This is a genomic window from Enterococcus sp. 9D6_DIV0238 (genome assembly GCF_002174455.2).
Lineage (GTDB): Bacteria > Bacillota > Bacilli > Lactobacillales > Enterococcaceae > Enterococcus_L > Enterococcus_L dunnyi.
The window spans coordinates 2952456-2975231 of sequence record NZ_CP147246.1 but is presented as its reverse complement, the minus strand read 5'-3'; the positions used below and the strand labels follow the sequence as shown (position 1 = coordinate 2975231).

23 protein-coding genes are annotated in these 22776 nt (G+C 37.5%); 4 read left to right on the top strand and 19 right to left on the bottom strand.

Going from position 1 to position 22776, the window contains the following annotated elements:
- Positions 1–34: 34 nt before the first annotated feature.
- Positions 35–937 (bottom strand): UDP-N-acetylmuramate dehydrogenase, encoded by a 903-nt coding sequence (murB, locus tag A5889_RS14010; RefSeq protein WP_087639409.1) that lies wholly within the window; start codon positions 935–937, stop codon positions 35–37.
- A 71-nt stretch (positions 938–1008) separates the two neighbouring features.
- Entirely contained in the window at positions 1009–1923 is a 915-nt protein-coding gene (locus tag A5889_RS14005; RefSeq protein WP_087639408.1) for a Gfo/Idh/MocA family protein, read from the bottom strand.
- Positions 1924–2083: 160 nt separating this feature from the next.
- On the opposite strand from A5889_RS14005, the gene A5889_RS14000 reads away from it, so the two are divergent.
- From A5889_RS14000 to A5889_RS13990, 3 genes are all read left to right on the top strand, one after another.
- Positions 2084–2842: an exodeoxyribonuclease III gene (locus tag A5889_RS14000; protein WP_087639419.1), complete on the top strand. Its 759-nt coding sequence runs from the start codon at positions 2084–2086 to the stop codon at positions 2840–2842.
- Positions 2843–2960: 118 nt separating this feature from the next.
- The gene (locus A5889_RS13995) at positions 2961–3494 is read left to right on the top strand and encodes a 3'-5' exonuclease (protein ID WP_087639418.1); all 534 of its coding nucleotides are present in this window, start codon (positions 2961–2963) and stop codon (positions 3492–3494) included.
- Between the two features lie 96 nt (positions 3495–3590).
- Positions 3591–4394, top strand: a complete 804-nt coding sequence (locus tag A5889_RS13990; protein ID WP_087639417.1) for an SGNH/GDSL hydrolase family protein — start codon at positions 3591–3593, stop codon at positions 4392–4394.
- 39 nt (positions 4395–4433) lie between these two features.
- Here A5889_RS13990 and A5889_RS13985 read toward each other — a convergent pair whose 3' ends face one another.
- The 10 genes from A5889_RS13985 to A5889_RS13940 form a co-directional block, all read right to left on the bottom strand.
- On the bottom strand, positions 4434–6116 hold the full coding sequence (locus tag A5889_RS13985; RefSeq protein ID WP_087639416.1) for an FAD-dependent oxidoreductase: 1683 nt from the start codon (positions 6114–6116) through the stop codon (positions 4434–4436).
- Between the two features lie 88 nt (positions 6117–6204).
- Complete coding sequence (gene ahpC / locus A5889_RS13980; RefSeq protein WP_087639415.1) at positions 6205–6768, bottom strand: alkyl hydroperoxide reductase subunit C; 564 nt, start codon at positions 6766–6768, stop codon at positions 6205–6207.
- A gap of 334 nt (positions 6769–7102) precedes the next feature.
- Positions 7103–7960, bottom strand: coding sequence for an alpha/beta hydrolase (locus A5889_RS13975; protein WP_087639414.1), 858 nt, complete (start codon positions 7958–7960; stop codon positions 7103–7105).
- 77 nt (positions 7961–8037) lie between these two features.
- A complete protein-coding gene (locus tag A5889_RS13970) occupies positions 8038–8682 on the bottom strand; it encodes an endonuclease III domain-containing protein (RefSeq protein ID WP_087639413.1) in 645 nt (214 codons plus the stop codon).
- Positions 8654–9631: a zinc-binding dehydrogenase gene (locus A5889_RS13965; RefSeq protein ID WP_207114662.1), complete on the bottom strand. Its 978-nt coding sequence runs from the start codon at positions 9629–9631 to the stop codon at positions 8654–8656. Before A5889_RS13965 ends, A5889_RS13970 begins: the two co-directional genes overlap by 29 nt.
- A 79-nt stretch (positions 9632–9710) precedes the next feature.
- Positions 9711–10391 carry an O-methyltransferase gene (locus A5889_RS13960; RefSeq protein WP_087639406.1) on the bottom strand — a complete coding sequence of 227 codons (681 nt, stop codon included), beginning with the start codon at positions 10389–10391 and terminating at the stop codon, positions 9711–9713.
- A gap of 188 nt (positions 10392–10579) precedes the next feature.
- A complete protein-coding gene (locus A5889_RS13955) occupies positions 10580–11584 on the bottom strand; it encodes a lipoate--protein ligase (RefSeq protein ID WP_087639405.1) in 1005 nt (334 codons plus the stop codon).
- A 13-nt stretch (positions 11585–11597) separates the two neighbouring features.
- Positions 11598–12338 (bottom strand): MBL fold metallo-hydrolase, encoded by a 741-nt coding sequence (locus tag A5889_RS13950; RefSeq protein ID WP_087640389.1) that lies wholly within the window; start codon positions 12336–12338, stop codon positions 11598–11600.
- A gap of 122 nt (positions 12339–12460) precedes the next feature.
- A complete protein-coding gene (locus A5889_RS13945; protein ID WP_087639404.1) occupies positions 12461–13258 on the bottom strand; it encodes a DUF975 family protein in 798 nt (265 codons plus the stop codon).
- Positions 13259–13277: 19 nt separating this feature from the next.
- Positions 13278–14360 (bottom strand): M42 family metallopeptidase, encoded by a 1083-nt coding sequence (locus A5889_RS13940; protein WP_176372736.1) that lies wholly within the window; start codon positions 14358–14360, stop codon positions 13278–13280.
- 189 nt (positions 14361–14549) lie between these two features.
- On the opposite strand from A5889_RS13940, the gene A5889_RS13935 reads away from it, so the two are divergent.
- Complete coding sequence (locus A5889_RS13935) at positions 14550–14915, top strand: cupin domain-containing protein (protein WP_087639403.1); 366 nt, start codon at positions 14550–14552, stop codon at positions 14913–14915.
- Positions 14916–15012: 97 nt separating this feature from the next.
- On the opposite strand, the gene dltD is transcribed toward A5889_RS13935, so the two are convergent.
- From dltD to A5889_RS13900, 7 genes are all read right to left on the bottom strand, one after another.
- The gene (dltD, locus tag A5889_RS13930; protein ID WP_176372735.1) at positions 15013–16278 is read right to left on the bottom strand and encodes a D-alanyl-lipoteichoic acid biosynthesis protein DltD; all 1266 of its coding nucleotides are present in this window, start codon (positions 16276–16278) and stop codon (positions 15013–15015) included.
- The gene (gene dltC, locus A5889_RS13925; protein WP_087639402.1) at positions 16278–16514 is read right to left on the bottom strand and encodes a D-alanine--poly(phosphoribitol) ligase subunit DltC; all 237 of its coding nucleotides are present in this window, start codon (positions 16512–16514) and stop codon (positions 16278–16280) included. Before dltC ends, dltD begins: the two co-directional genes overlap by 1 nt.
- Before the next feature lie 25 nt (positions 16515–16539).
- On the bottom strand, positions 16540–17745 hold the full coding sequence (gene dltB / locus A5889_RS13920; RefSeq protein ID WP_176372734.1) for a D-alanyl-lipoteichoic acid biosynthesis protein DltB: 1206 nt from the start codon (positions 17743–17745) through the stop codon (positions 16540–16542).
- Positions 17742–19253: a D-alanine--poly(phosphoribitol) ligase subunit DltA gene (dltA, locus tag A5889_RS13915; RefSeq protein ID WP_087639401.1), complete on the bottom strand. Its 1512-nt coding sequence runs from the start codon at positions 19251–19253 to the stop codon at positions 17742–17744. The genes dltB and dltA overlap by 4 nt, the downstream gene beginning before the upstream one ends.
- 17 nt (positions 19254–19270) lie before the next feature.
- Positions 19271–19420, bottom strand: a complete 150-nt coding sequence (locus tag A5889_RS13910; protein WP_087639400.1) for a teichoic acid D-Ala incorporation-associated protein DltX — start codon at positions 19418–19420, stop codon at positions 19271–19273.
- A 357-nt stretch (positions 19421–19777) separates the two neighbouring features.
- On the bottom strand, positions 19778–21859 hold the full coding sequence (locus A5889_RS13905; protein ID WP_087639399.1) for an ABC transporter permease: 2082 nt from the start codon (positions 21857–21859) through the stop codon (positions 19778–19780).
- A complete protein-coding gene (locus A5889_RS13900; RefSeq protein WP_087639398.1) occupies positions 21849–22616 on the bottom strand; it encodes an ABC transporter ATP-binding protein in 768 nt (255 codons plus the stop codon). Before A5889_RS13900 ends, A5889_RS13905 begins: the two co-directional genes overlap by 11 nt.
- Positions 22617–22776: the final 160 nt, after the last annotated feature.

Genomic DNA, 22776 nt, shown 5'->3' with positions numbered 1-22776 from the left:
CGGTGCAAGCTCTTTTTTTATCTTCGATCATTCTTTATTTTTCTTCCCCGATGATTCGAACCTCTGTTTCTAATGAAACATCAAATTTTTCTTTGATGACTGCTTGAATATGTGCGATCAATTCCACATAGTCAGTTGCAGTGGCGTGATCGATATTTACAATGAAGCCGGCATGCTTTTCAGATATCTGCGCACCGCCCCATTTTAGTCCTTGTAAACCTGCATCTTGAATCAGTTTTCCAGTAAAATGCCCTTCCGGACGTTTAAATACACTTCCACAAGAAGGATATTCCAGCGGTTGTTTAGAAACTCTCAGCTCTGTCAGCTCATCCATTTTCGCTTTGATCAGTTTATGGTCACCTTTCGTCAGGCTAAATCTAGCTTCAAGAATGATACAATGCATTGTTTGGATCACACTGTGGCGATAAGAAAAGTCCATTTCTTCATTTGTAAGAGTCTTGATCGTACCGTCTTCTAATAAAATATCGACAGATGTAAAAACATCCTTGATCTCTCCACCATAAGCGCCAGCATTCATATAAACAGCGCCACCCACACTTCCCGGAATCCCGCAGGCAAATTCAAAACCAGCCAAATCATGATCCAGCGCAACGTAGGTCGTATCGATCAATTTTGCTCCAGCTTCGACCACTAATCCATCATCCAAAACCGATACTTGCTTCATTTCTTCCAACATAATGACCATTCCGCGAATCCCGCCATCACGCACGATCAAATTACTGGCATTTCCTAAAACAAGCCAAGGAAGGTCATGATTTTTACAATAAGCAACTAATAAAGCGACTTCTTCTTTTGATTTTGGGAAAGCCAAAACATCGACCGGGCCTCCCGTTTTCGTAAAAGTAAAGTTCATCAAAGGCTCATCAAATAGTAGTTTTATATCTTTTAATTCAGTCATCATTTCATTTTTATTCATCGAAAGTCGTTCCTTTCTTTCAAACATCCTATTTATTCTAGCATGCCTAAGGAAAACTTTCTAGTCCGATTCTATAAAATATGCTGTTGATGCTGACGAATCATTTTGGCGCATAATTCATGACTTGTAAAAATGTCCGCTTGCCGTAACGTTTCTATTTCTTGGTTTTCTATTGCAGCAATAAATGTCGTCACCATTTGCTGAAATCCTCTTTTTTCTAAAGTCGGCGTCCAATCACCAAATCCTTTTTGTTCTGTCCCCTGAATAGTTCTGACTGTCAAATCAGTTAGATTTTCTAAAGTATACGTTCCCTCATCACTCATCAATTGATACGTTTCTGTATTGGCTCCAGCAAAAAGATTCATCGAGGCAATCGCTGTTGTTGTTTCTGTTTCAACCTGAAGAACAGCTCTTTTTAAGAACCCTTTTTCCTCAATGATCTTCGTCTGAACCTGGCGGATTGAATCATCCAGTAAATAAACTAGTGTATCTGCAACATGTAAAAATAGATCATAGATGACAAAATCTGTCGTTTGCTGTGCAGCGGTCCGATTCTTTTGGATGAATAACATATTTTTATTTTTCACTGCCTTTAGTTCATCTACTAAAGGTGCAAACCGGCGATTGAAGCCCACCATCAAAAGTAAGTTTTTTTCTGCTGCCAATGTTTGGATTTCCTGCACTTCCGCCAAATTTTCACTTAACGGTTTATCTACAAATACATGGACACCCGCTTCAAGCAATTGCTTTACTACTTGTCCATGCACTTTAGTCGCTACATGGACAAAACAAGCATCGATCCCTCTTTCGATCAATTCCTCGATGGATGATACTATCTCCGTAAATCCATATCTTTCACTAACTTCCCGACGCGTTGCCTCATTTCTGGTAGATAAGATAAAGGTTGCCTGATCTCTCAATTCAGCATATATAGGTAAATAAGCTTTTTGGGCAATATTCCCTAAACCGATCACTCCGATTTTCATCTGATTTCCTCACAATCATTAATTGATAGCTCTATCATACTATATTTTCTCAATACAGCACCACTTATACCTTATATAAAAAGTTTTAAACTCTCGATATTCCTCTTCTTTATGTTAAACTAAGACTATCAAATCATTACTCTAGAAAGGTGCTGTAAAGATGAAATGTATCTCATGGAATGTCAACGGCTTGAGAGCTGTTGTGAAGAAAAATTTTATGGACGTCTTCAATGAATTAGATGCAGACTTTTTCTGCTTACAAGAAACAAAATTACAAGAAGGTCAAATCGATTTGGAGCTTCCTGGTTATTATCAATACTGGAATTATGCTGAAAAAAAAGGCTACTCTGGCACAGCGATTTTTGCGAAAAAAGAAGCGCTAAGCGTTCGCTACGGTATGGGGCTTGAAGAACACGATCAGGAAGGTCGGCTGATCACATTAGAGTATCCAGAATTTTTTATGATCACGTGCTATACACCTAATTCTCAAAACGAATTGAAACGTTTGGATTATCGCATGACTTGGGAAGATGCTTTTCGTGCGTATTTGAATGAATTAAGCAAAGAAAAACCTGTGATCTTATGTGGTGATTTAAATGTAGCTCATCAAAATATCGATCTAAAAAACTGGAAAACGAATCAAAAAAATGCTGGCTTCACACCTGAAGAACGTCAGAAATTTACTGAGCTTTTAGACAGTGGATTTATTGACACTTACCGTTATTTCAATCCAGATCAAGAAGGTGTATATTCTTGGTGGAGTTATCGCTTCAATGCACGGAAAAATAATGCTGGATGGAGAATCGACTATTTTGTTGTTTCTGATGGCTTAAAAGAGCAATTGACTGATGCAAAAATCCATACTGATATTATAGGTAGTGATCATTGTCCAGTCGAAGTCGATTTGGCTTTTTCATAGCCTTTAACGAATTTTATTTCATTTTTATTAATATTTTTCAATTTGCCTTACCATCTGTCTAATCTTTTGATATACTGCATGTATGAATTAATTTTGTTAATCGAAAGGGATAATGACCATGAACTTTTATTCCATAGACTTTGAAACAGCCAGCTATGCTAAACATAGTGCCTGTTCCATCGCTTTAGTAAAAGTAGAAAATAGTAAGATCGTTGATGAATATTATTCACTGATCAAGCCAGAAACAGATTTCTTCTGGAAAAACATTCAAATCCACGGAATCAAACCAGAAGATGTGGCTGATGCACCCAAGTTTCCAGATGTTTGGCAGCAAATTCAAGCTTGTTTCAAACCAAACAGTTTAGTTGTTGCTCATAATGCTCCGTTTGACTGTGGTGTTCTTGCTGGCTGTTTAGATTATTACGGATTAAATCAGCCGAACTATTTATCCTTATGTACAGTTAAAACAAGCCGCAAACTTTTTCCCGAAATGCCAAATCACAAGTTGAATACTGTTTGTGAGAACTTAAATATTCAATTGAACAATCACCACGACGCCCTTGAAGATAGTCGTGCCTGTGCTGAAATCTTACTTTATCAGGAAAAACATTTCGGTGTAGAACCCTTGAAAAAATTAGTAACAATCAAATAATCCGGCTTTCTCCGCTTCGTTCACTTGATTTTCAAGTTGTAGGAAGCGGTCTTTTTTTGGTATACTCTAGACTACTACAAAAAAAGGATGTTCTAGATGAAAAAAATTAGTTATGCATTGGCTGGTGCGACTGTTCCTATCATTATATTTATCCTCTATTTTTTCTTTGCCGCAAATCCTGCAAAAGAAAAAACGATGGAAGCTGCCGAGTCAAGCACATTTGAAACAAACGAGTCAACGTCAACTACCAATGAAGTTTCAACAAGCCTACCAGAAAAACTTGTATATGCTCCGATGGGCGATAGCTTGAGTGCTGGCTGGATCGTTGAAAAAGAAGACGAGAAATTTACTTCTGTTTTAGCAACTAAACTTTCAGAAGAGTTTGATATAAACATCGATCAGAAAGGTATTTTCAAAGCAGGCGAAAAAGCAAGTGGCTTAGGAATATCCAGCATTGAAGACATAAAGGAACAAAAACCAGATTTGGTAACGGTCGAATATGGTACCAATGATATTTTAGCTTATAAAGATGATCAAAGCTTACTTCAGTTTGAAGCAAATATTTCTCATATCGTTACAGAGTTGCAGGCTGAACACATTTTTATCGTTTTAGTGACTACTTGGAATCGCGATCAAAAACTATCCCAGCGCTATGATGACGTTCTTTTTAAAGTAGGAGCAAAATATGGTGTTCCAGTCGCAAATATTCGTGGTCTATGGACTACTCAAACGGATACTATCGATCCCAAAAAGTATCCGAACATTATCGATAGAAAAGAACTGGATAAGGATATGCATCCTAATACTAAAGGGCACGAAGAAATCGCTCAGCGGATTTTCCAGACGATCGAACGGCCTTTTTCAGAGTACCTAAATGAAAAATATGGACTATCGAAATAAAAGAGAGGCTTGCAAAATGCAAGCCTCATTTTTGTTCGCTTATTTTTCTAAAATCTCAATGATTTCTTCCATGTTTTTAGATCCAAAAACAATGTCTTCATCATCAATGATCATTGCTGGTACACTCATGATTTTTTTCTCTGCTTTTAGTTCTGGGAAAACACCGATGTCGATCATTTCTGCTTCGACATCGTGATTCAGTGACGCAATTCGCTGACATGAAGCTACGACATCTGGGCAATAATGACAAGTCAAAGAGACAAAAATTTGAACTTTCTTCTTAGGCAATTCTTTTATTTTAGCAACTACCGGTTCTTCTATCGGCTGACCTTCGCTCCCTACATTGTAGACAGCTAACACGATCGAGTTGACTTCATGACCACTTGGAATACCGCTAAACTTGATGCCGGTATATTTTCCTTGATCATCTAAAACAACTACACTTGGTAATTTATCAATGCCGTATTGCTCTTCTAAATCAGTTTTCTCGCCTTTTTGGATCGTTTCTAAAAGAATCTTGTCACTTAGTGAAGCGAACTCTGTTAAGAATGAATTCAATTCAAGTGATTTTTCTGCACTGCTGTCCATAACTTGCAGCAATGTTACGTTTTTTGTTAGTTTGCCGAAGATTCCGCCAAGCTGTTCTCTCATCGCATCTGGGAACCAGGTACTGCTTCCACTTGTTTTTGCCGGCTTTTGCTCTTTAGGTTTTACTTCTTTCTTTTCAGCACGTTGTTTTTCTAAACGGGCTTCCAGACGTGCATTAACGATTGGCAAACCAGCTTTTGTCTTTTCTTCTGTCACGTATTTTTGTGCACTTGTTGCTGCAATTGCACCATCTGCAACAGCTGTGACGATTTGGCGTAATTCTTTGATTCTAAGATCTCCGGCTGCATAAACGCCTGGTACATTTGTTTCCATATTTTCATTGGTTGGCACATAGCCGCGATCTAATTCGACTTTGCCTTCAAAGATTTCTGTGCTAGGTTTGTTTCCAGCAAAGACAAACATGCCGAATGTGCTGCCTTCTGGTGCTTCATAGGTTGTTTCCTCACCTGTTTCGTTATTGAAAAAGACCGCTTTACGGACAAAATCATCTCCTGTGATCTCTTTTACCTCGGTATTATAAACGATCTTGATATCAGGATGTTGTTTTGCTGCTTCAGCTGTCAGCTTTGCACAAGTAAAATCAGGCTCACGAATGATCATCGTTACTGATTTCCCATAACGAGTTAGATAAACAGCTTCTTCTGCCGCAGCATAACCGCCGCCTAAAACAAAAATGTCTAGTCCTTGGAAAAATTCACCATCACAGGTTGAGCAATAAGCGATTCCACGTCCAGTAAATTCGACTTCTCCAGGAAAACCGATTTTACGTGCAGAAGCCCCTGTAGCAATGATCACTGCATATGCTTGATAGGTTTTAGTTGCAGACTTTACTGTTTTAACTGTCTGACTCAAATCAACATCAATGATTTCATCTGTTGTAAAATCCACACCAAAATCTAAAGCTTGTAACCGCATATCTTCCATTAATTCTGGACCTGTTGTTGCTCTGATCGCTGGGTAGTTCACGATTTCAGATGTAGTCGTCACTTGTCCACCGATTTTATCTTTTTCGATGATCAATGTATCCAACATCGCCCGTCCAGCATAGATCCCAGCTGATAAAGCAGCAGAGCCTCCGCCAATAACGATCAAATCATAAATTTCTTGACTCATATATTTTCTTCTGTCTCCTTTTTTAAAAGAAGCCGAACCAGAAGTTTGTACGCTTCTGTCTCAGCCTCTAAGTTTTACTATTAAAAAATTAGATTTTACCAACTAAGTCTAAGCTTGGCGCGATCGTTTCTTCACCTGGTTTCCAATTTGCCGGACAAACTTTATCTCCGTGTTCAGCAACAAATTGAGAAGCTTCCAGCTTACGAACTAATTCATCTGCGTTACGGCCGATTCCCATATCGTTGATTTCGTACGATTTGATTTCGCCTTCCGGGCTGACGATGAACGTGCCGCGGTATGCTTGACCTAACTCTTCATTTAAAACACCGAAGAAACGAGCGATTTTACCGTTTGGATCAGCTAACATCGGGTATTTGATTTTGCCGATCGTGTCTGTTGCATCTGCCCATGCTTTGTGGACAAAGTGGCTATCTTCTGATACAGAATAGACTTCACAGTTCAACTCTTTTAAGTGGTCGTAGTGATCTTGCATATCCCCTAATTCTGTTGGACAAACAAATGAAAAGTCAGCTGGATAAAAGAAGAAAATGCTCCATTTGCCTAAAACATCTGCTGTACTAACTTTAATAAAGTCTCCATCTTGGTATGCGTCGCATTCAAAATCCAATAATTTTGTGTTGATTAAATTCATTTATTTTTCCTCCTAATTTTTATGTACTGAATGAAAGCTCGACTCTTATAAAATTAAAAGACAAACTGACTTCAGCAAACTTTTTTTCCTACAACCCTAGCCTATCAGTTTGAAATAATTGTGTCAATAGAATTATTATAATTTAGTTATTTTATCTTTGATATTTCAAGCTTCTCTTTGAGAATATACAAGCTTCATTCTCAATAACATCAAAAAGGGAGCTTAAATAGAATCCTATTGATTTTTACATAAAGTAATGAAACATTTTTCATGGCTTAAATAAAAAAACAGCAGAAGTAGAAATGAACGTTTTTTCATTTCTACTTCTACTGCATTACGTCTCCCAAAAGAAGGCTTGTAGCTGTTTGATGAATTCTTCATTTTCAACCAGCTCGCTATGTTTAGTCCTTTCTCCCTGAATCAATAATTCTTGGTAGTCAGACACATTTTCTTGGTAGATCATACTTCCAGAAAAAACACTTTGAACTGGAACAGTTCCATCTGTGGCACTATCTTCGATTTCTCCAGCAATGTTCAACATGGCGATCGTTGAAGGAATCTCATGACGGTTTTGGACGTAGCTCTTTAGTAACTGACTAACTTGCTTCACTTCGCCAGCATTAGTTACTGTATCATTTTTTTTATAAGAAGTTCCATTATACGGTGTTCCTAAAGTGATCAGCTTATTCAATTTAGGATCTTCTGTTAAAATAAAGTTTTCTAAATAGGAAGTGATCACCAATCCGCCATTGGAATGCCCCAAATAATTATAGGTCTTAAAGATATATTTCTTTTGAATAGCTGTTAATGCTTGTTGATACCATTTACCCTGAATAGCTAATGTGTCGTCACTACTATCTTCAAAAGCAATCACAATGATCGGATGCTCAGATGATGGTGAAAGTTTTCCACTGAAAGAAGTTGTTCCATCAGTTGCTACTGTTACTTTTAAAACTTCTGACTGTTCCTTTACTTTTAAAGCTTTGATCAAGCCATCAAAGCGATCCACAGTTCCGTTAGTTCCAGGTACCATGATCGTTGGTGTTTGAATGGGTATTGGCTGATTATTTTCTAGTGATTTATCAGCAAATACTGTCAGACTTTTTTGTCCTAAAAAAATGAACAGCAACATGATCGTTGCCATTGAAAAAAGTTGAATCATCCAGCTTTTAACTGTTCTCTTCTGCTTCATTGCGATGCCTCCTGTTCAAAAAGAGCATATGCCTTGAAACTTAAATGAACATTAAAATACTAGGATACAACTTCTTTTTATGCTAAAAGGAATTTTTCATCCATCTTCTTATTTCTAGCGAACTGTTTTCCATGAACATCAATTGCTGCATGCCATTCTTTACATAGCTGATGGGGAATTTGCTCAGTCAAATGATTGAATTCTTTACGCATCGCTTCATAATTTTTGTAAGGACCGTAACCAAAGCGGGCAAACAAGCGCATAGCATATTGATCTGCAATAAAGACATTTCTTTCAAAGATGTATAAAAGCATCGCATCTGCGGTTTCTCCTCCCACACCTTTGATTGCTAAAAGTTCTTTTCTAAGTATATCTGTCGGATAAGAACGAAATTTGTCAAGATCAGCATCATGTGAAGCAAACCACTCGATCAACGCCTTGATATAGCTGCTTTTTTGTTTGTAAAAGCCTGCTGGACGAATCAATTCCTGCAACGTGTCTAGATCGATCATCAGTAGAGACTCCACAGTAAGATGAGGTGTCAGATTATCTAATGCTTTATTCGCATTTTTTTCAGTTGTTTGCTGGATCAAAATCATCGATACCCAGTCAGCGATTCGATTTTCCTGTTCCCACCAATACTGATATCCGTAATGAGCCACTAAATTATTCAATATTTTTATTTTTTGTTCATCATTTTTCTTCAATTTCGATTCCTTCATTTAAGATAATCACTTTCCCAAAGCTACCGCTGCTTTGTAAATATTCATGTGCTTTTGATAATTCTTTGAGTTGAAAAATTTTTTCTGGTTTGATGTTTATCTTATTTTTATCTATATAAGTCAATAATTGAGTTAATTTTTCACTATCGACATTCCCAGAATAAAAGCTTGTTAAGTAGCTGTTCCTTTTCAGATCAATGATCGGATCAAAGTTTTCAAGGAACCACTTTCCTCCTAACTGACCAGTGCTGCATAAAATACCGCCTTCGTTAAGATAGTTAAAACTATCTTTGATCGTTGCCGGACCAATCAATTCTAAAATTTTGTCGTAAGAATTAGCTGTTTGTAAATACCCATTTCGATCTTCGATCACATGATCAAAACCTGCTGCGAGCAATTTCGTTTGTTTATCCATCTGTCTGCTGGTCCCGTCTACCACGATTTTAGGATATTTTCCTTTGAGTAATTTAAGAAATGCATTGCCTACTCCGCTTGTTGCACCTCTTACGAGCACCTTATCTGTTGGCTGTATATTTAAATTTTGCATAGAGCCAAATGCTGTGTAATAGGTTTCTGGGATCGTTGCTAAGGTTTCCCAAGAAAGCTTAGTACAGACTGGATAAATCTGTTCATTTGGTAATAGCGCATATTCCGCATAACTGCCATCGTAGTCTCGTCCCATTTCTCCCATAATCGAAACGACTTTTTGCCCTAGCGGCAACTTAACTGGATCTGTTGTTTCTTCGATCATACCCACACATTCAATACCTAAAATGCGAGGGAACTTGACTGAAGGAGACTTTCCTTCTCTTGTAAAAATTTCTGAATGATTGATGCCAAACCCCATCACCTTGATCAATGACCAACCTTCTTTAAGTGTTGGCGTTGGAACAGTTTCATAAACTAAATTTTCAGGTCCTCCTGCTTCATAAATGACAACCGCTTTCATTCCTCTCTCCTCCTATTGTTTGATTGTGGATGTAGAAAAACTCAGACCAAATGATGCTATTTTGATCTGAGTAGATGAATTATTCAGTTAGCTCTTTATTTTTAGTGATCATGATCACACCATCACCTAACGGTAACAGAGTTGAAGTCAAATCTGGATGAGTCATCACAGTATCTAAAAATTGATTTAGCTTTCTGTGGATCGTCCGCTGGCTGCGGGGGATCTCTTCGATTGGATCTAAGATCGTTCCTGCCTGAAACACGTCATCCACCATTAAAACACCACCAACACGTAATAAACGTAAACATTCAGGTAAAAACTCAATGTACTTTGATTTTGCACTATCCATAAAAATAAAATCATATGGACCAGTTAATGTAGGTAAAATTTCAGCAGCTTGTCCTTCAAGTAGAGTCACTTTCTCCTCTAAACCTAAGCGTTTATAAGTAGCTTTCGCTTTTCTGATCATGACATCAAATCGATCGATCGTCGTGACATGCCCTTCTTCCCCGACATATTGTGCCATCAAACTAGAAGAAAAACCGATCGCAGTCCCAATTTCCAAAATATTTTTAGGCTTCATTTGATCTAAGAAAAATTGTAAAAAAACCACTGTTTCATGAGGAATGACCGGAACTCCAGCTTCGTGAGCTTCTTCTTCGATCACACCTAATTCACCTTCGATTTTCTTTTGTTTATCTCGCATAAAATCGACAAGTTCCTTTTTGACAACTGGTCGATGCATCATTTCATTTCGCATACATTTCGCTCCTTTTCGCTTCTTTATTATACGAAGAGATAGCATTGATGTCAAAAAAGAATGTAGAGCAAAACCAAAAATCAGTTTTGTTCCACACTCTTTAAATTTAAGTAAACAGCTAACAAAAAGCAGCCGATAAGCGACCTCTACTTGGCTTATAAGATCGATTTCTTTTTTTGTTGTCCTATTTAGTATAACAATGAGACTAGATCGGCTTTTTCGATATTGCCGAAGTATTTCTTCACATCGATTTTGTCGACAGCTTCTTCGATCGCTGCTTTTTCATATTTTGTACCAGTTAGAATTTCTTCGACATCTTTGATTTCACCTAAGCCAAAGAAATCACCGAAAATTTTGATTTCTTTGATTTCACCGTCTTCTACATTCATTTGAGCATCGATTGCCCCAATTGGGAAGCGATGGCGGCGTTCTAAGTTGAATGCAGGAGATTTGCCGTAGTTCCAATCCCAATTACGGTAATATTCATCAGATATTTTATTGATTTTTTTCCAGTCATCATCAATCAATTCGTACGTTTTTACTTGATTGACAGAATCTACTCCAAAGATTTTCAATAAAATGTCCTCACGAAATTCTTCTGTCGTCATTCCTTGTTTTTCTTCAGGTAAGAATGGTTTGATATTCGTTACACGTGAACGAACAGATTTGATTCCCTTTGATTCAATTTTATCTTTGCGAACTTTTAAAGCGTTGACTACTTCGTCGATATCGCTATCAAACATCAATGTTCCATGAGCAAACATTCTACCGGCAGTCGCGTACATCGCGTTGCCTGAAAATTTCATGCCGTCGATCACTAAATCATTACGACCTTTTAATTCAGCTCCGGAAACACCAAGCTCATGCAAGGCTTGAATGATCGGCTGCGTGACTTTAGCAAAATCACGGAAGGAATTGCCATCATCCGGCATGATGAAGCTGAAATTCAGATTGCCATGATCATGATACACTGCACCACCACCGCTTAAACGACGAACAACATGGATCCCTTTTTCATCTACATATTCTTTATTGATTTCTTCGATGGTGTTTTGATTACGACCAATGATGATCGATGGATCATTGATATAAAATAATAATATCGGTTCATCCAATGGCTTTTCTTTTAGAAGATATGTCTCGATTGCTAAGTTTACTCTTGGGTCATTATTTTCATTTGGTACAAAAATCACACTCGCTCACTCCTTAAATAGTAATAACTAAATTTCTCTCTGCTAAACAAACTTCGACTTGATCTCCAGCTGCTTTTTGCGCTTGCTCTTTTAGCTCTTCCAACGAACCATGTTGAGGCAAATGAGTCAAAACAAGCGTTTTAACATGAGCAGCTTTAGCGATTTCTCCTGATTCTTTGGACGTGAAATGCGCATGATGCTGTTCATTTCCTTCAAATAAATACGTATCTGCTAAAAAAACATCCGCATTCTCAGCAAAATCAATAAAGCTTTCTAAGTAACCTGAGTCTCCCGTATAAACAAAAACCTTGCCTGTTTTTTCCTCTACAAAACGCATGGCATAACAAGGAACTGGATGGATCGTTTTCATGAAGGTAATCAAAAATGGCCCTATTTTTAATTCTTCAGCCTCAAAATACGGTACCGCTTTTGAGACATTCGGCATATTCAATGCCTCAAAATGAATTTGATCATCTGTATGTCCATAAATCGGTAAAATAGGCGTCGGTTCCATCACCGGATATAATTGGCGGTAATACTGCAATACACCTAGATCAGCGATATGATCATGATGGTAGTGAGATAAAATCACAGCATCAAGGGTCAAAGGATCGATATGCTCCTCCAAATTTACAAGCGTTGTACTTCCTGCATCTAATAAAAGCTGAAACCCATCCGATTCCAACAAATACGAACTTGTTCCTTCGCCTTTATATGGATATGCGCCTAAACAGCCTAAAACGGTAATGTTCAACTCCATCGACCTCCTTCATTCTTCTCATCCTTATGGTAACATAAAAATGGAAAATAACGGGAAAGAATTAACTGAGGAAACAAAAAAAGAGCATGCCTATTGAAAGACAGCTCTAGTTTATATTAATCAATAACTTTTGGTGCTCCTTTTTCATCACGGGATGTGTCATAAAAGCTTGCAATTGCTACATCATGATAAGGAATCACCCATAGTAATCCGATACCAAACACTAATGTTCCAATAATAAACCAGCCAATAAATGAAAGCTGTAAAAGTAAATATTGACCAAAACGGCCTTTCATCAAGAACAGTGCATATTTAAGTGCATCACTAACTGACAGCTCAGGATCATCCATTTTCACCCAAACAGCGAATTGGAACACTCCGCTAACAAACACACTGATCAAGATCATCAACAAACCAAAAATGATCAATAACAAAGCTAAGGAAATATCCCCAGTCATTTCAGTTCTAAATTGGTCAACTGTCACTGTATTGAACATCAAGCCAAAATAGATTGTTGCACCATATGAGATGAAAATCGGCAATAACACAAGTACGTTCAACACAAGCTCAATAATAGTCTGAGTAAAATTGATCAATAGCATTGGCAAATAGAACTTCCCCTGAAAAATCGCTGTCAGCATATTTGCCTGCACGCGCTTGCCGCGAAGGACTTGCAGCGCACAAAAATACGTACCATACGTAATCGCAAAAAACAGAAAATTATTTAGTAAAAAAGACATCACATTATTTCCTGCACTATCTTGCGGGAAGTTAGCGATCCCTCCCACGACTGAACCAATAATAAATCGAATAAAAACCGCCAAAAAGGTAATCCAAGCCATCGTTCCCCATTGATTCTTCAAGGAAATCCGTGCTTGCTCTCGATGCATAGCATTTGTAATTTGACTTTTCATAAACAAAAACCTTTCTTAATTAATACTCACGGATCTTCGCAACCGTTTCTTGATCCAATCGCTTGATCACTTCTGTTACTAATTTAACTGTATTCAAATAATCATCTTCATGGATCATTGATGTATGTGAATGTAAATAACGAACCGGCACTGTAATCGCCAATGAAGGAACACCGTTTCGAGTCAAATGCATTCTGCCAGCATCCGTTCCTCCGCCTGTGATAACTGTATATTGGAAAGGTATATCATTTTCCTCCGCTACCTGAATCACAAAATCACGTAGTTTTTTATGTGGAATCATCGATGCGTCAAAAATCAAAATTTGTGGTCCCTTACCTAATTCAGAATCAGCTTCCTTCGGTGTCATGCCCGGTGTATCTCCTGCTGTTCCAGTATCAAGTGCGAATGCGATATCAGGATCGACTAAATGAGTACTGGTTTGAGCACCACGCAGACCGACCTCTTCTTGTACATCACTTCCAGCAAAGATAACATTAGGGTGCCCTTGCTCAGCTAGATTCTCCAACACTTTCAATGATACCGCTGTCCCGATACGATTATCCCAAGCTTTAGCTAACATAAATTTTGTATCATTCATACGACGATATTCAATATATGGTGTGATCATATCCCCAGGTCTGATGCCCCATTCGGCAACTTGTTCTGAACTTGACGCACCAATATCGATAAACATATCCGCCACTTCATATGGCTGTTTTCGCGCATCCGGTGTTAATACATGAGGTGGTTTCGATCCGATCACTCCATGAAACAGCTTGCCTTTTGTAGTTTTGATCTGTACTTGTTGTGCCAGCATCACTTGTCCCCACCAGCCGCCAAGCGTTTGAAATTTGATAAAACCTTTATCCGTGATTTGAGTCACCATAAAACCAACTTCATCCAAGTGACCTGAGAAAAAGACTTTTGGTCCTTCTTTATCACCGATACGTTTAGCAATGATACTGCCTAATCCGTCATATATGATCTTATCTGCAAAAGGCTCCGCATATTTTTTGAACAGATCTCTGACCTCTCCTTCATTTCCGGGTACACCTTTGGCATTTGTAAGCTCGATCAGCATTTGTTCTTCTTTTTGATCCACAGTATAAAACTCCCTTCCTGAATAGTTCCTCTAGTATTATACCATTCATTTTTAAATAAAAATAAAGAAACTATTTGTTTTTACTTCAAATGATCCATTTTCAGCATCGTTTGATATGCTATAATGATACAAATTTACTAATTGGCTTTGCTCAATAAAAAAAATGAATAAGGAAAGGAAAACAAGTGTATGAAGTATACAGCTATTGATTTAAAGCAAAAATTAACTCTTTTTAATAAACATTGGTCGCCAAAGGTCATCGCAGAAATGAATGATTATCAATTTAAATTAGTGAAAATCTTGGATCGTTTTGTGTGGCATCAACATGAGGACACAGATGAAGTATTTTTAGTTTTGGATGGAGAAATGACTATTGAATTTCGAGATGGAAAAGTTGAATTAGCGCAAGGACAAATGTTTGTTATTCCAAAAGGAGTGGAACATCGACCTTTCTCAGAAAAGGAATGTCAAATTTTGCTGATCGAGCCAAAAGGTGTGGTCAAAACTGGCGATAACAGTAGCGAGCTGACAGCAGAAAATGATGTTTGGATTTAACTTACTTTTGCTTATAAAAAGAACGGAGAATGAAACAACGCAGCAATGGCTCTGTTTCATTCTTCGTTCTTTTCTATTCGGAGCCTAACATTTATTTCTATAAATCAGCTGGGTCTTGTTCCTGCCATTCCTTTGAATAAAAGGCTGGATTCAGCTGATAATTTGGTGTAGTTACTTTCTTGTCTTCCAGAAATGGTCGAATCCGCTGATCTGCTGCTAACCAGCCGCGCCAGCCTAAATGAATCGTATCCGCCATGAAATATTGTGTGTCGCATTCCTTTGAAAAATCAGCAATATTCGTAAATCCCTGACTTTCGAGCTGATATTTCACTTTCTTAGAAAAACCCTGCAGCATTTCCTGAGACAAACCAGTAAAGTCTGTCCAGCGTTTGTTGACTGGCGGAATAATGAATAACACCTCTGCATTGTCTTGCGACAATTGACTCAAAGCTAATTGTAAGTCTGAATATTCCGGTGAGGAAAGATAATTCCAATTCTTTTGAGAATTTTCTAAATGATTTAATTTCTTCTTCACGCGCTTTGTATAAAAAGGATTAGAAATTTCAAACGGGTTATTACTTGTTGCTTTTCGTCCGATCGTAATCGCTAGATCATCAAGTGCCTGTTCATCATAGACATTAGGCAGATGTTTCTCTGCTTTTTCGATGGCTTGATTTTTGCTGACCATCCCAATTTTACTAAACAATTCATCTTCTCTTGAGAACATATTCAGCATCAATTCAATATATTGTTTATCAGAAGTATCCGGCAGCTCTCCTGCTCGAATATCGGACAATGCGCTTGTTAGGCGTTTATCATCTCTTACCTTGGGGAAATCTAATAAACGCTCCGCAAAATATTTATCATCTTCTGTAACTGTCTTTAAATCACTCACCCACTGATACGTCTGTAGTTCTGAATAATAGGCATTGAAATAGTCATTCGTCACTCCTTGCTCAACAAACCATTGAGGAGAAAGGATAAAAACTACTTTTTTATGCGAAAGATTTTTCCCCATCGACTGCATCATCATGGCTTGTGTCAATGACTGCGTACCTGGCGCTCCCAATAAAAACGGCCGATAATCTCGGTCATATTTTTCCGCCAAGACAGAAGGATGAAACGGACTGATCCGGCTCAGTTCAGAAGAACCAAAAAATGGGACATATTCCTTTGAGCCAATCGCTTTATTTTTGATTGCATCTCCTTTTAAAACATTCGTCGCCATCGATGTAGATGCATCAGCTAAAACATGCTTGCTATCTACATCTATTTTGAACGGTGCAAAGAAAAATACAGCCAAAAGAACCGCGGAAACCAGGATCGGCCCAATGATTCCCCAAATCTTTTTTTTCATTGTCATTACTGTAATGCTTTCACTTGTTCAATGACTTTATTAGGTGTGTTCCACAATTCGCGGTCAAATTCTGAAACAGGGACTTGTACACCTAATTGTCCTTCGATTTCGACTAACAATTGAACCGTTGCTAATGAATCCATTAGTCCTTCGTCGAATAAATTTACCTCTTTATCTTCTTTTACCTCATCCGTACCTGTGATTTCTTCTAAAATATCTAAAACTGTTTCTTCTACATTCATGATCCATTCTCCTTTAACTCATATTTTATTTGAAAAATAACGTATCCAAAAATCCTGAAAAAATCAGGAAACTGAAACATACTGCATTAAATGTTAAAAATACTGCCATTGCGTGCGTAAACTTATTGGATGGGATATTTTCTTTGTGTTTTTTCTTAAAACGCAGCCAAGCATCCGTCACACAAATCAATGTTGCATGATATATACCATAAGCTAAATAATACCAAGTCAGTCCGTGCCAAACGCCCATCAGTAAAAACAAAGCGAAATATCCGACATTAGAAGCAACGATCCGACTCTTAAACACTTTCTTTTTTATCAGTGTGAACATCAAGCGCATATAAATATAATCACGGAACCAAAAAGATAAAGTCATATGCCAACGATTCCAAAATTCTTTGATATTCCAGCTCAAGAAAGGTTTATTAAAATTGACTGGCGTATCGTAGCCCATCAAATAACTTGTCCCAACTGCAAACAGGCTATAACCAGCAAAATCAAAAAATAGATACATACTATAAATATACATGTACGCAACCAATGCCCAGGAGAAGCCGCCATTTTTTTCAGCTATCTTAGCTGCAACAGGCATCAAAACCTGACCAAAGTAATACCCGATAATAAATTTGTATAAAAAGCCTAGGAAGAAATTATGAATTCCTTTTCCTAAAAAATCAACATATTTTTCAGGTGCTGGCGGATTTTCGACATCTTTCTCAAAACGGCGATACCTGTCAATAGGGCCGGAAGATATCGTTGGGAAGAACAAAAGGAATTGGATGTATCGAAACACATTGTACTCCTTGATCGAACCATCCCGCATTTCCATGATGATTTGAACAGATTTAAATGTCAAATAAGAAATTCCCAAAAAGCCCAACAATGAGGCATGACCTGATACAAACGGCACTACTTTAACAAGTACTAATGGCAAGATGGCCAGAAAAACAGCTAAATAGAAAGCCCATGCGGCATTTTGTTTTTGTCGATAATGAAAATAGAACCAAACCAAAATCGTTTGCCAAATCACATAACCAATCAAGGCAACGCCTTGCTTCCAATCCTCTCCGCCAAAGCTCATATACAAGAAAAATAGTGTAACTAGCACTTGATACCATGACCAGCGCTTTCCTTTGATCAATAAGGTCAAAATCATTGGCAACAGTGCGACTAGCAAATAAATAAAATAGAGCGGATTCGCGTAGGGAATCATATGCGGAAAGCCCATCATGTTACATTCACCTCATTCATCAATCCCTTACGATCGATCTTTCCATTGGGAGTCAGCGGCAACTGCTCCACGTAAACAAATTTTTGTGGAATCATATAATCCATGACCGTTTGACCTAGTTCTTCTTTGATTGCTTTTGTTAATTTGAATTCTTTTTCAAATTCATTTGGATGAGCAACGACAAACGCAACTAACTGCTGGACTTTATGTTCATGATATTTTGGTACGACTGCAGCTTGTTTTACGTAGGAAACGTTAGCCAGATGGTGATCGATATCTTCAAGCTCAATGCGGTAACCGTGCATTTTTATCTGAAAATCGATTCGTCCGTCATAAATCAGCATGTTTTCTTCCAGCTTTCCAGCGTCGCCTGTACGATATGCTGGCTGGCCTTGATACTCAAAAAAGGCTGCTTCTGTTTTTTCTTTGTTGTTCATATATCCTTTAGAAACACTTGGTCCTGCAATGATGATTTCTCCTACTTCGCCCTCTGGCAGTTCAGTATTTTCATCCATAATATATACGTGTGTGTCTTCTTTTACATATCCGATCGGTATTCGATCATACTTTTCTAACAATTCTGGTGTAATCTCAACTCCGGAAATAGCCACAGTTGCTTCCGTTGGCCCATAGGTATTAAAAATATGAGCATCTGGAAAACGCTCCAGTAATTTTTGCGCAGTTGCTTTCGGTAACTCTTCTCCGCAGAATAAGAAAATTTTCAGACTCTTTACATTTTTTTGTTCAAAATTTGGTTCCATCAAACAGATATCCATGAATGAAGGAGTCGAAACCCAAACCTCTATCTCTAGAGTCGGAAGAACCTTGAACAGTTGTTTAAAATCGGTGATGATTTCTTTCTTCATTGGCGTCAAAGAGCCTCCTGAAACTAATGCAGGATAGAGATCCATTACCGACAAATCAAAGGAATATGGTGCTTGCGATAAAAAGCGCATCCCTTCAGAGATGCCAAAATCTGCCAGCTCCCAGTTTACAAAACTCAATAAGTTGGTGTGACTGATTTGAACCCCTTTAGGAACACCTGTCGTTCCAGAGGTAAAAATAATATAGTAGGTTTGTGATCCTTCAACTGGTCGAAGCGTGTCTGCTGAAGTAGAAATCGTATGCTCTTCCTTCACTTTTTCTAAAGAAATAATTTCAGCTTGGGTCGCGATGTCCGGCCAGTCTGCTATAGAGAAGATCAACGCTGGCTCCGCAACATCTAAAATCATTTCGATCCGTTCAGCCGGTGTATGAGCTTCGATTGGGATATAGGCATGACCAGCTTTAGAGGCGCCAAGAAAGCAGGCTAACATGTCGAATTCTAGTTCCCCATAAACAACCACAGGACGAGAGCGTTCTATGTTTTGCTGTAAATATCCAGCAACAGCATCGGAGTCTCTTTTTAATTCTCCGTAAGTATATGTTTGATCAGCTTCAATATACACAGGTCGATTTGGCTCATTTATTCCCCAACGATCGACTGCTTCAATAATATCAGTAATCATGTTGAAGTCTCTCCTTTCTAAAACTCATTATAAATAAATGATCCACCATCAATATTTTTATAATGATACAAGTAAATCAGCATCAATAGTATGCCAAAATAAAAAATTGTTTTTCCGATAAATTTGCTCCAATATTGAACATTGCTCCTATTCAAAAATTCTTTCAATTTTTAGCCCTCCTAAACAGTCACCTATTACCTTTTTTGTAAGGTAATTGTAATAAAGTAAAATGAAAAAAGAAATCCAATTTGCTAACAAATAACTGTTTTTTACTAACAGTTTTGTCACTTCCATAAAAAAAGGGTGGACAAAAGTCATAAGCTTTGCTCCACCCTTGATTGAGTATTTGGAAACGTTAGAAATTTATTTTTTTAGTATCATTATTTTTTTAAAAAATCATTAAGGTTATTCGAATTTTCTTAGTTATATTAAACACATTTACCTATTATATACTTGAATGCCTAGAAAATGAAGCATAGTTTTATTTTATTATCCATTTTTAACCTTCTTCTACATTCATTTATTTAATCTTTCTCAAGTACGATTCGAATATAAATCGCTGAAGTTAAAAAATAATACGCTAAATATATTAAAATCAACAGACCACAAGATAAATAGGCTAACCAATAGCCTGAACTGGTAACGATTTTACTAAAAATATAAATAGCAAAGCTCGCATGGAGAACACCAATGATCATTGGTGGAAAAAAGATGATGCTATTTTGTTGATAGACAAGTTTTCGAATCTCTTTTTCAGAAATTCCGATTTTCTTTAATAGCTCATAGCGCTCCTTTTCTCTTTCAGCTTCCGAAAACTGATGCAGCATCAGAATACTCCCTGTAATGATCAATGCTAAGATTCCCAGAAACATAGCAACATAGATAAACAAGCCCATCTCTCTTCTTTTGTATCTCAAATCAGAAAAACGACTGGTATAATTTAATTGCCAATACTCTTGCTCGTCTGAATCAGATTGATCTTGTCCTTCTTTTTTTTCTGGATGCTGACTTGTTTTTGAAGTGTAGCCTTCAATTTTCTGATTTTTCCACTGATAATTATAATAAACAGGTGCGATCCATTTTGGTTTTATTTCTTCAGCTATTTTATCAGAGAGAGCCTCTTCATCTTTCGACTCTACATTTATCGCATATAATGAGTAGCTGATCCCTGTATTGATTTTGTTGAACTCTTCGTCTGAGACGATCACCGTTGGAAAACTATAACGAAGCAGATCCTGACCTAAATAATCCGGTCGAACATCGGCGATCTGAAATCTGGCATTTTCGGAAAAAATAAAGTCAGAATCATAACGGATAACGCCGGCTAATGTGTTTTGAATACTATCCAAAACAACCAGATCGGTCGGATGTTTCAAGTCGATATTCTTTAAGTAATGGTTATATTTTTGAAATTCACGGTAATTTGAAAGAGCCATTATATTGACTGGGCTTAAATTACTTTGACTCGCATCTTGACCAATCTTAAGACTATATCGGCTGCCGGTCAGCTTATAATTCAATTCTACTTGCGATTTTATTGAGGTGTCTGGCTCATTTTCGATTGTCCCCACTATTTTATCAAGATCATCCTCCGCTACGATATAGTCATTTGGAGCAACAATATTCACAGAATTCATGCCAATCGTATAAACAGAGGCTGAGCCTCCGATCATACCCAATGCAATGGCAATAAAAATCGTGACCGCAAAAAGTGTACTGCCCACTCTTGTCATATGAAGTTTTGTATTTCCAATAGTAACCATATTCAAATTTCGATAATAAGCTGAGCGATTTTTTGTAAATAAATAAACCACTAGATGCATCGTATATTTAAAAAATAGAAAAGTACCAATACAGCAAATTGCTAAAATAACTAGAGGAGCAATAAAAAAACCGCTAAATCCCAGTGAAGTTTTCATCAAAAGTGCAATAAACCGTACAATATTATATGATAAAAAATAACCCAAAAGAATCAAGAACGCACCGAAAACACCAAGCCCCGCTTTAAATCCGGATAATCGACTAGAAGTAGCTAATCGTTTATTTTCAGGTGTTAGTAAATTGGTCACCTGATACAGATAAATCAGCCAAGTACTTCGAATCGATACCGCCAGTAACATAAAAACGAATACAACACTCGTTTGAATCATCGAAGGAATCGAGATAGAAAACAAGCTTTCTACCTGTATAAACATCGCTTTGGCAAGAATCATCGAAAAGAGCTTCGAAAAAATCACACCTAAAAACAAGCCCGTGATCAAGGAAATAGCGCCTAAAAATAATGTTTCAATAAAAAACAATAAGGATATCTGCGCCTTTTTCATTCCAACCAGCTGATACAGCCCAATCTCTTTTCGACGTTTCAATAAGAAGAAATGATTTGCTGCAAACATAAAACCTAAAATCATGATGACAATCAAAACACCACCTAGATTCATTGCACCATCTATATGGATTTCCTGCCCTAGCCGATTCGTCAATGAACGATTGTATGTAATTGCGCTAAAACAATAATAAACAACTACCGCAAACGTCATACTGACAAAATAAACTAAATAATTCAAAAATTGCCCTTTAAAATTTTTCCAGGATAAGTTAAAAATCATTGGCACGACCACCTCCGCCAATCGTGGCCTGCATATCGATCACTCGATTGAAAAATTCCTTTCTTGATCCTTGGCGTACGACTTCTGAAAAAATCACCCCATCTTTGATAAATAAAATACGATTACAGTAACTTGCCGTATAAGGATCATGCGTCACCATCATGATCGTTGCATCATCCTCAACATTCATATTCGTCATATATTGGAGCAGCTCCGCAGCCGACTTAGAATCTAGTGCGCCGGTAGGTTCATCCGCAAAAATCAATTTGGGCTCTGTGATCAATGCTCTAGCTGCAGCAACCCGCTGCTTTTGACCTACCGAAATCGTATTAGGATATTCTTCCAATAATTGCTCAATTCCCAAAATAGTAGCCACATGGTTCAAACGCTGCTCCATCTTTTCAATCGGTATTCGATCGATCGCTAACGGTAATAAAATGTTGTCTTTCACATTCAACGTATCCAGCAAATTGAAATCCTGAAAAATAAACCCTAATTCTTTGCGACGAAAATCGCTGATTTGATTATTTCGCATTTTTAAAATATCCTGACCATCGATCTGAACTGTGCCAGTCGTCGGCAAAGCGATAGTCGAAATCGCATTCAGCAATGTTGACTTCCCCGCTCCGCTTGGTCCCATGATCCCAACAAATTCGCCTTGTTCTACAGAAAAGGAAATATTGTTTAGGACCTGAACCTTATTATTTCGATAGCCATAAGATTTACTTAGATGATTCACTTCTAAAATTTTTTTCATCTGATTCGCTCCAGTTTATTCATTGTCCTTATTCTACCAATTTTTTGAACTGGTGAACATCGATTCCTCTTACAATTAAGTAATGATAATAAAATGTTTAGGAAGTATTTATTTTTCCTGACAAAAAGTTGTGACACTTTCCACAAACCTTTTAGGCAGT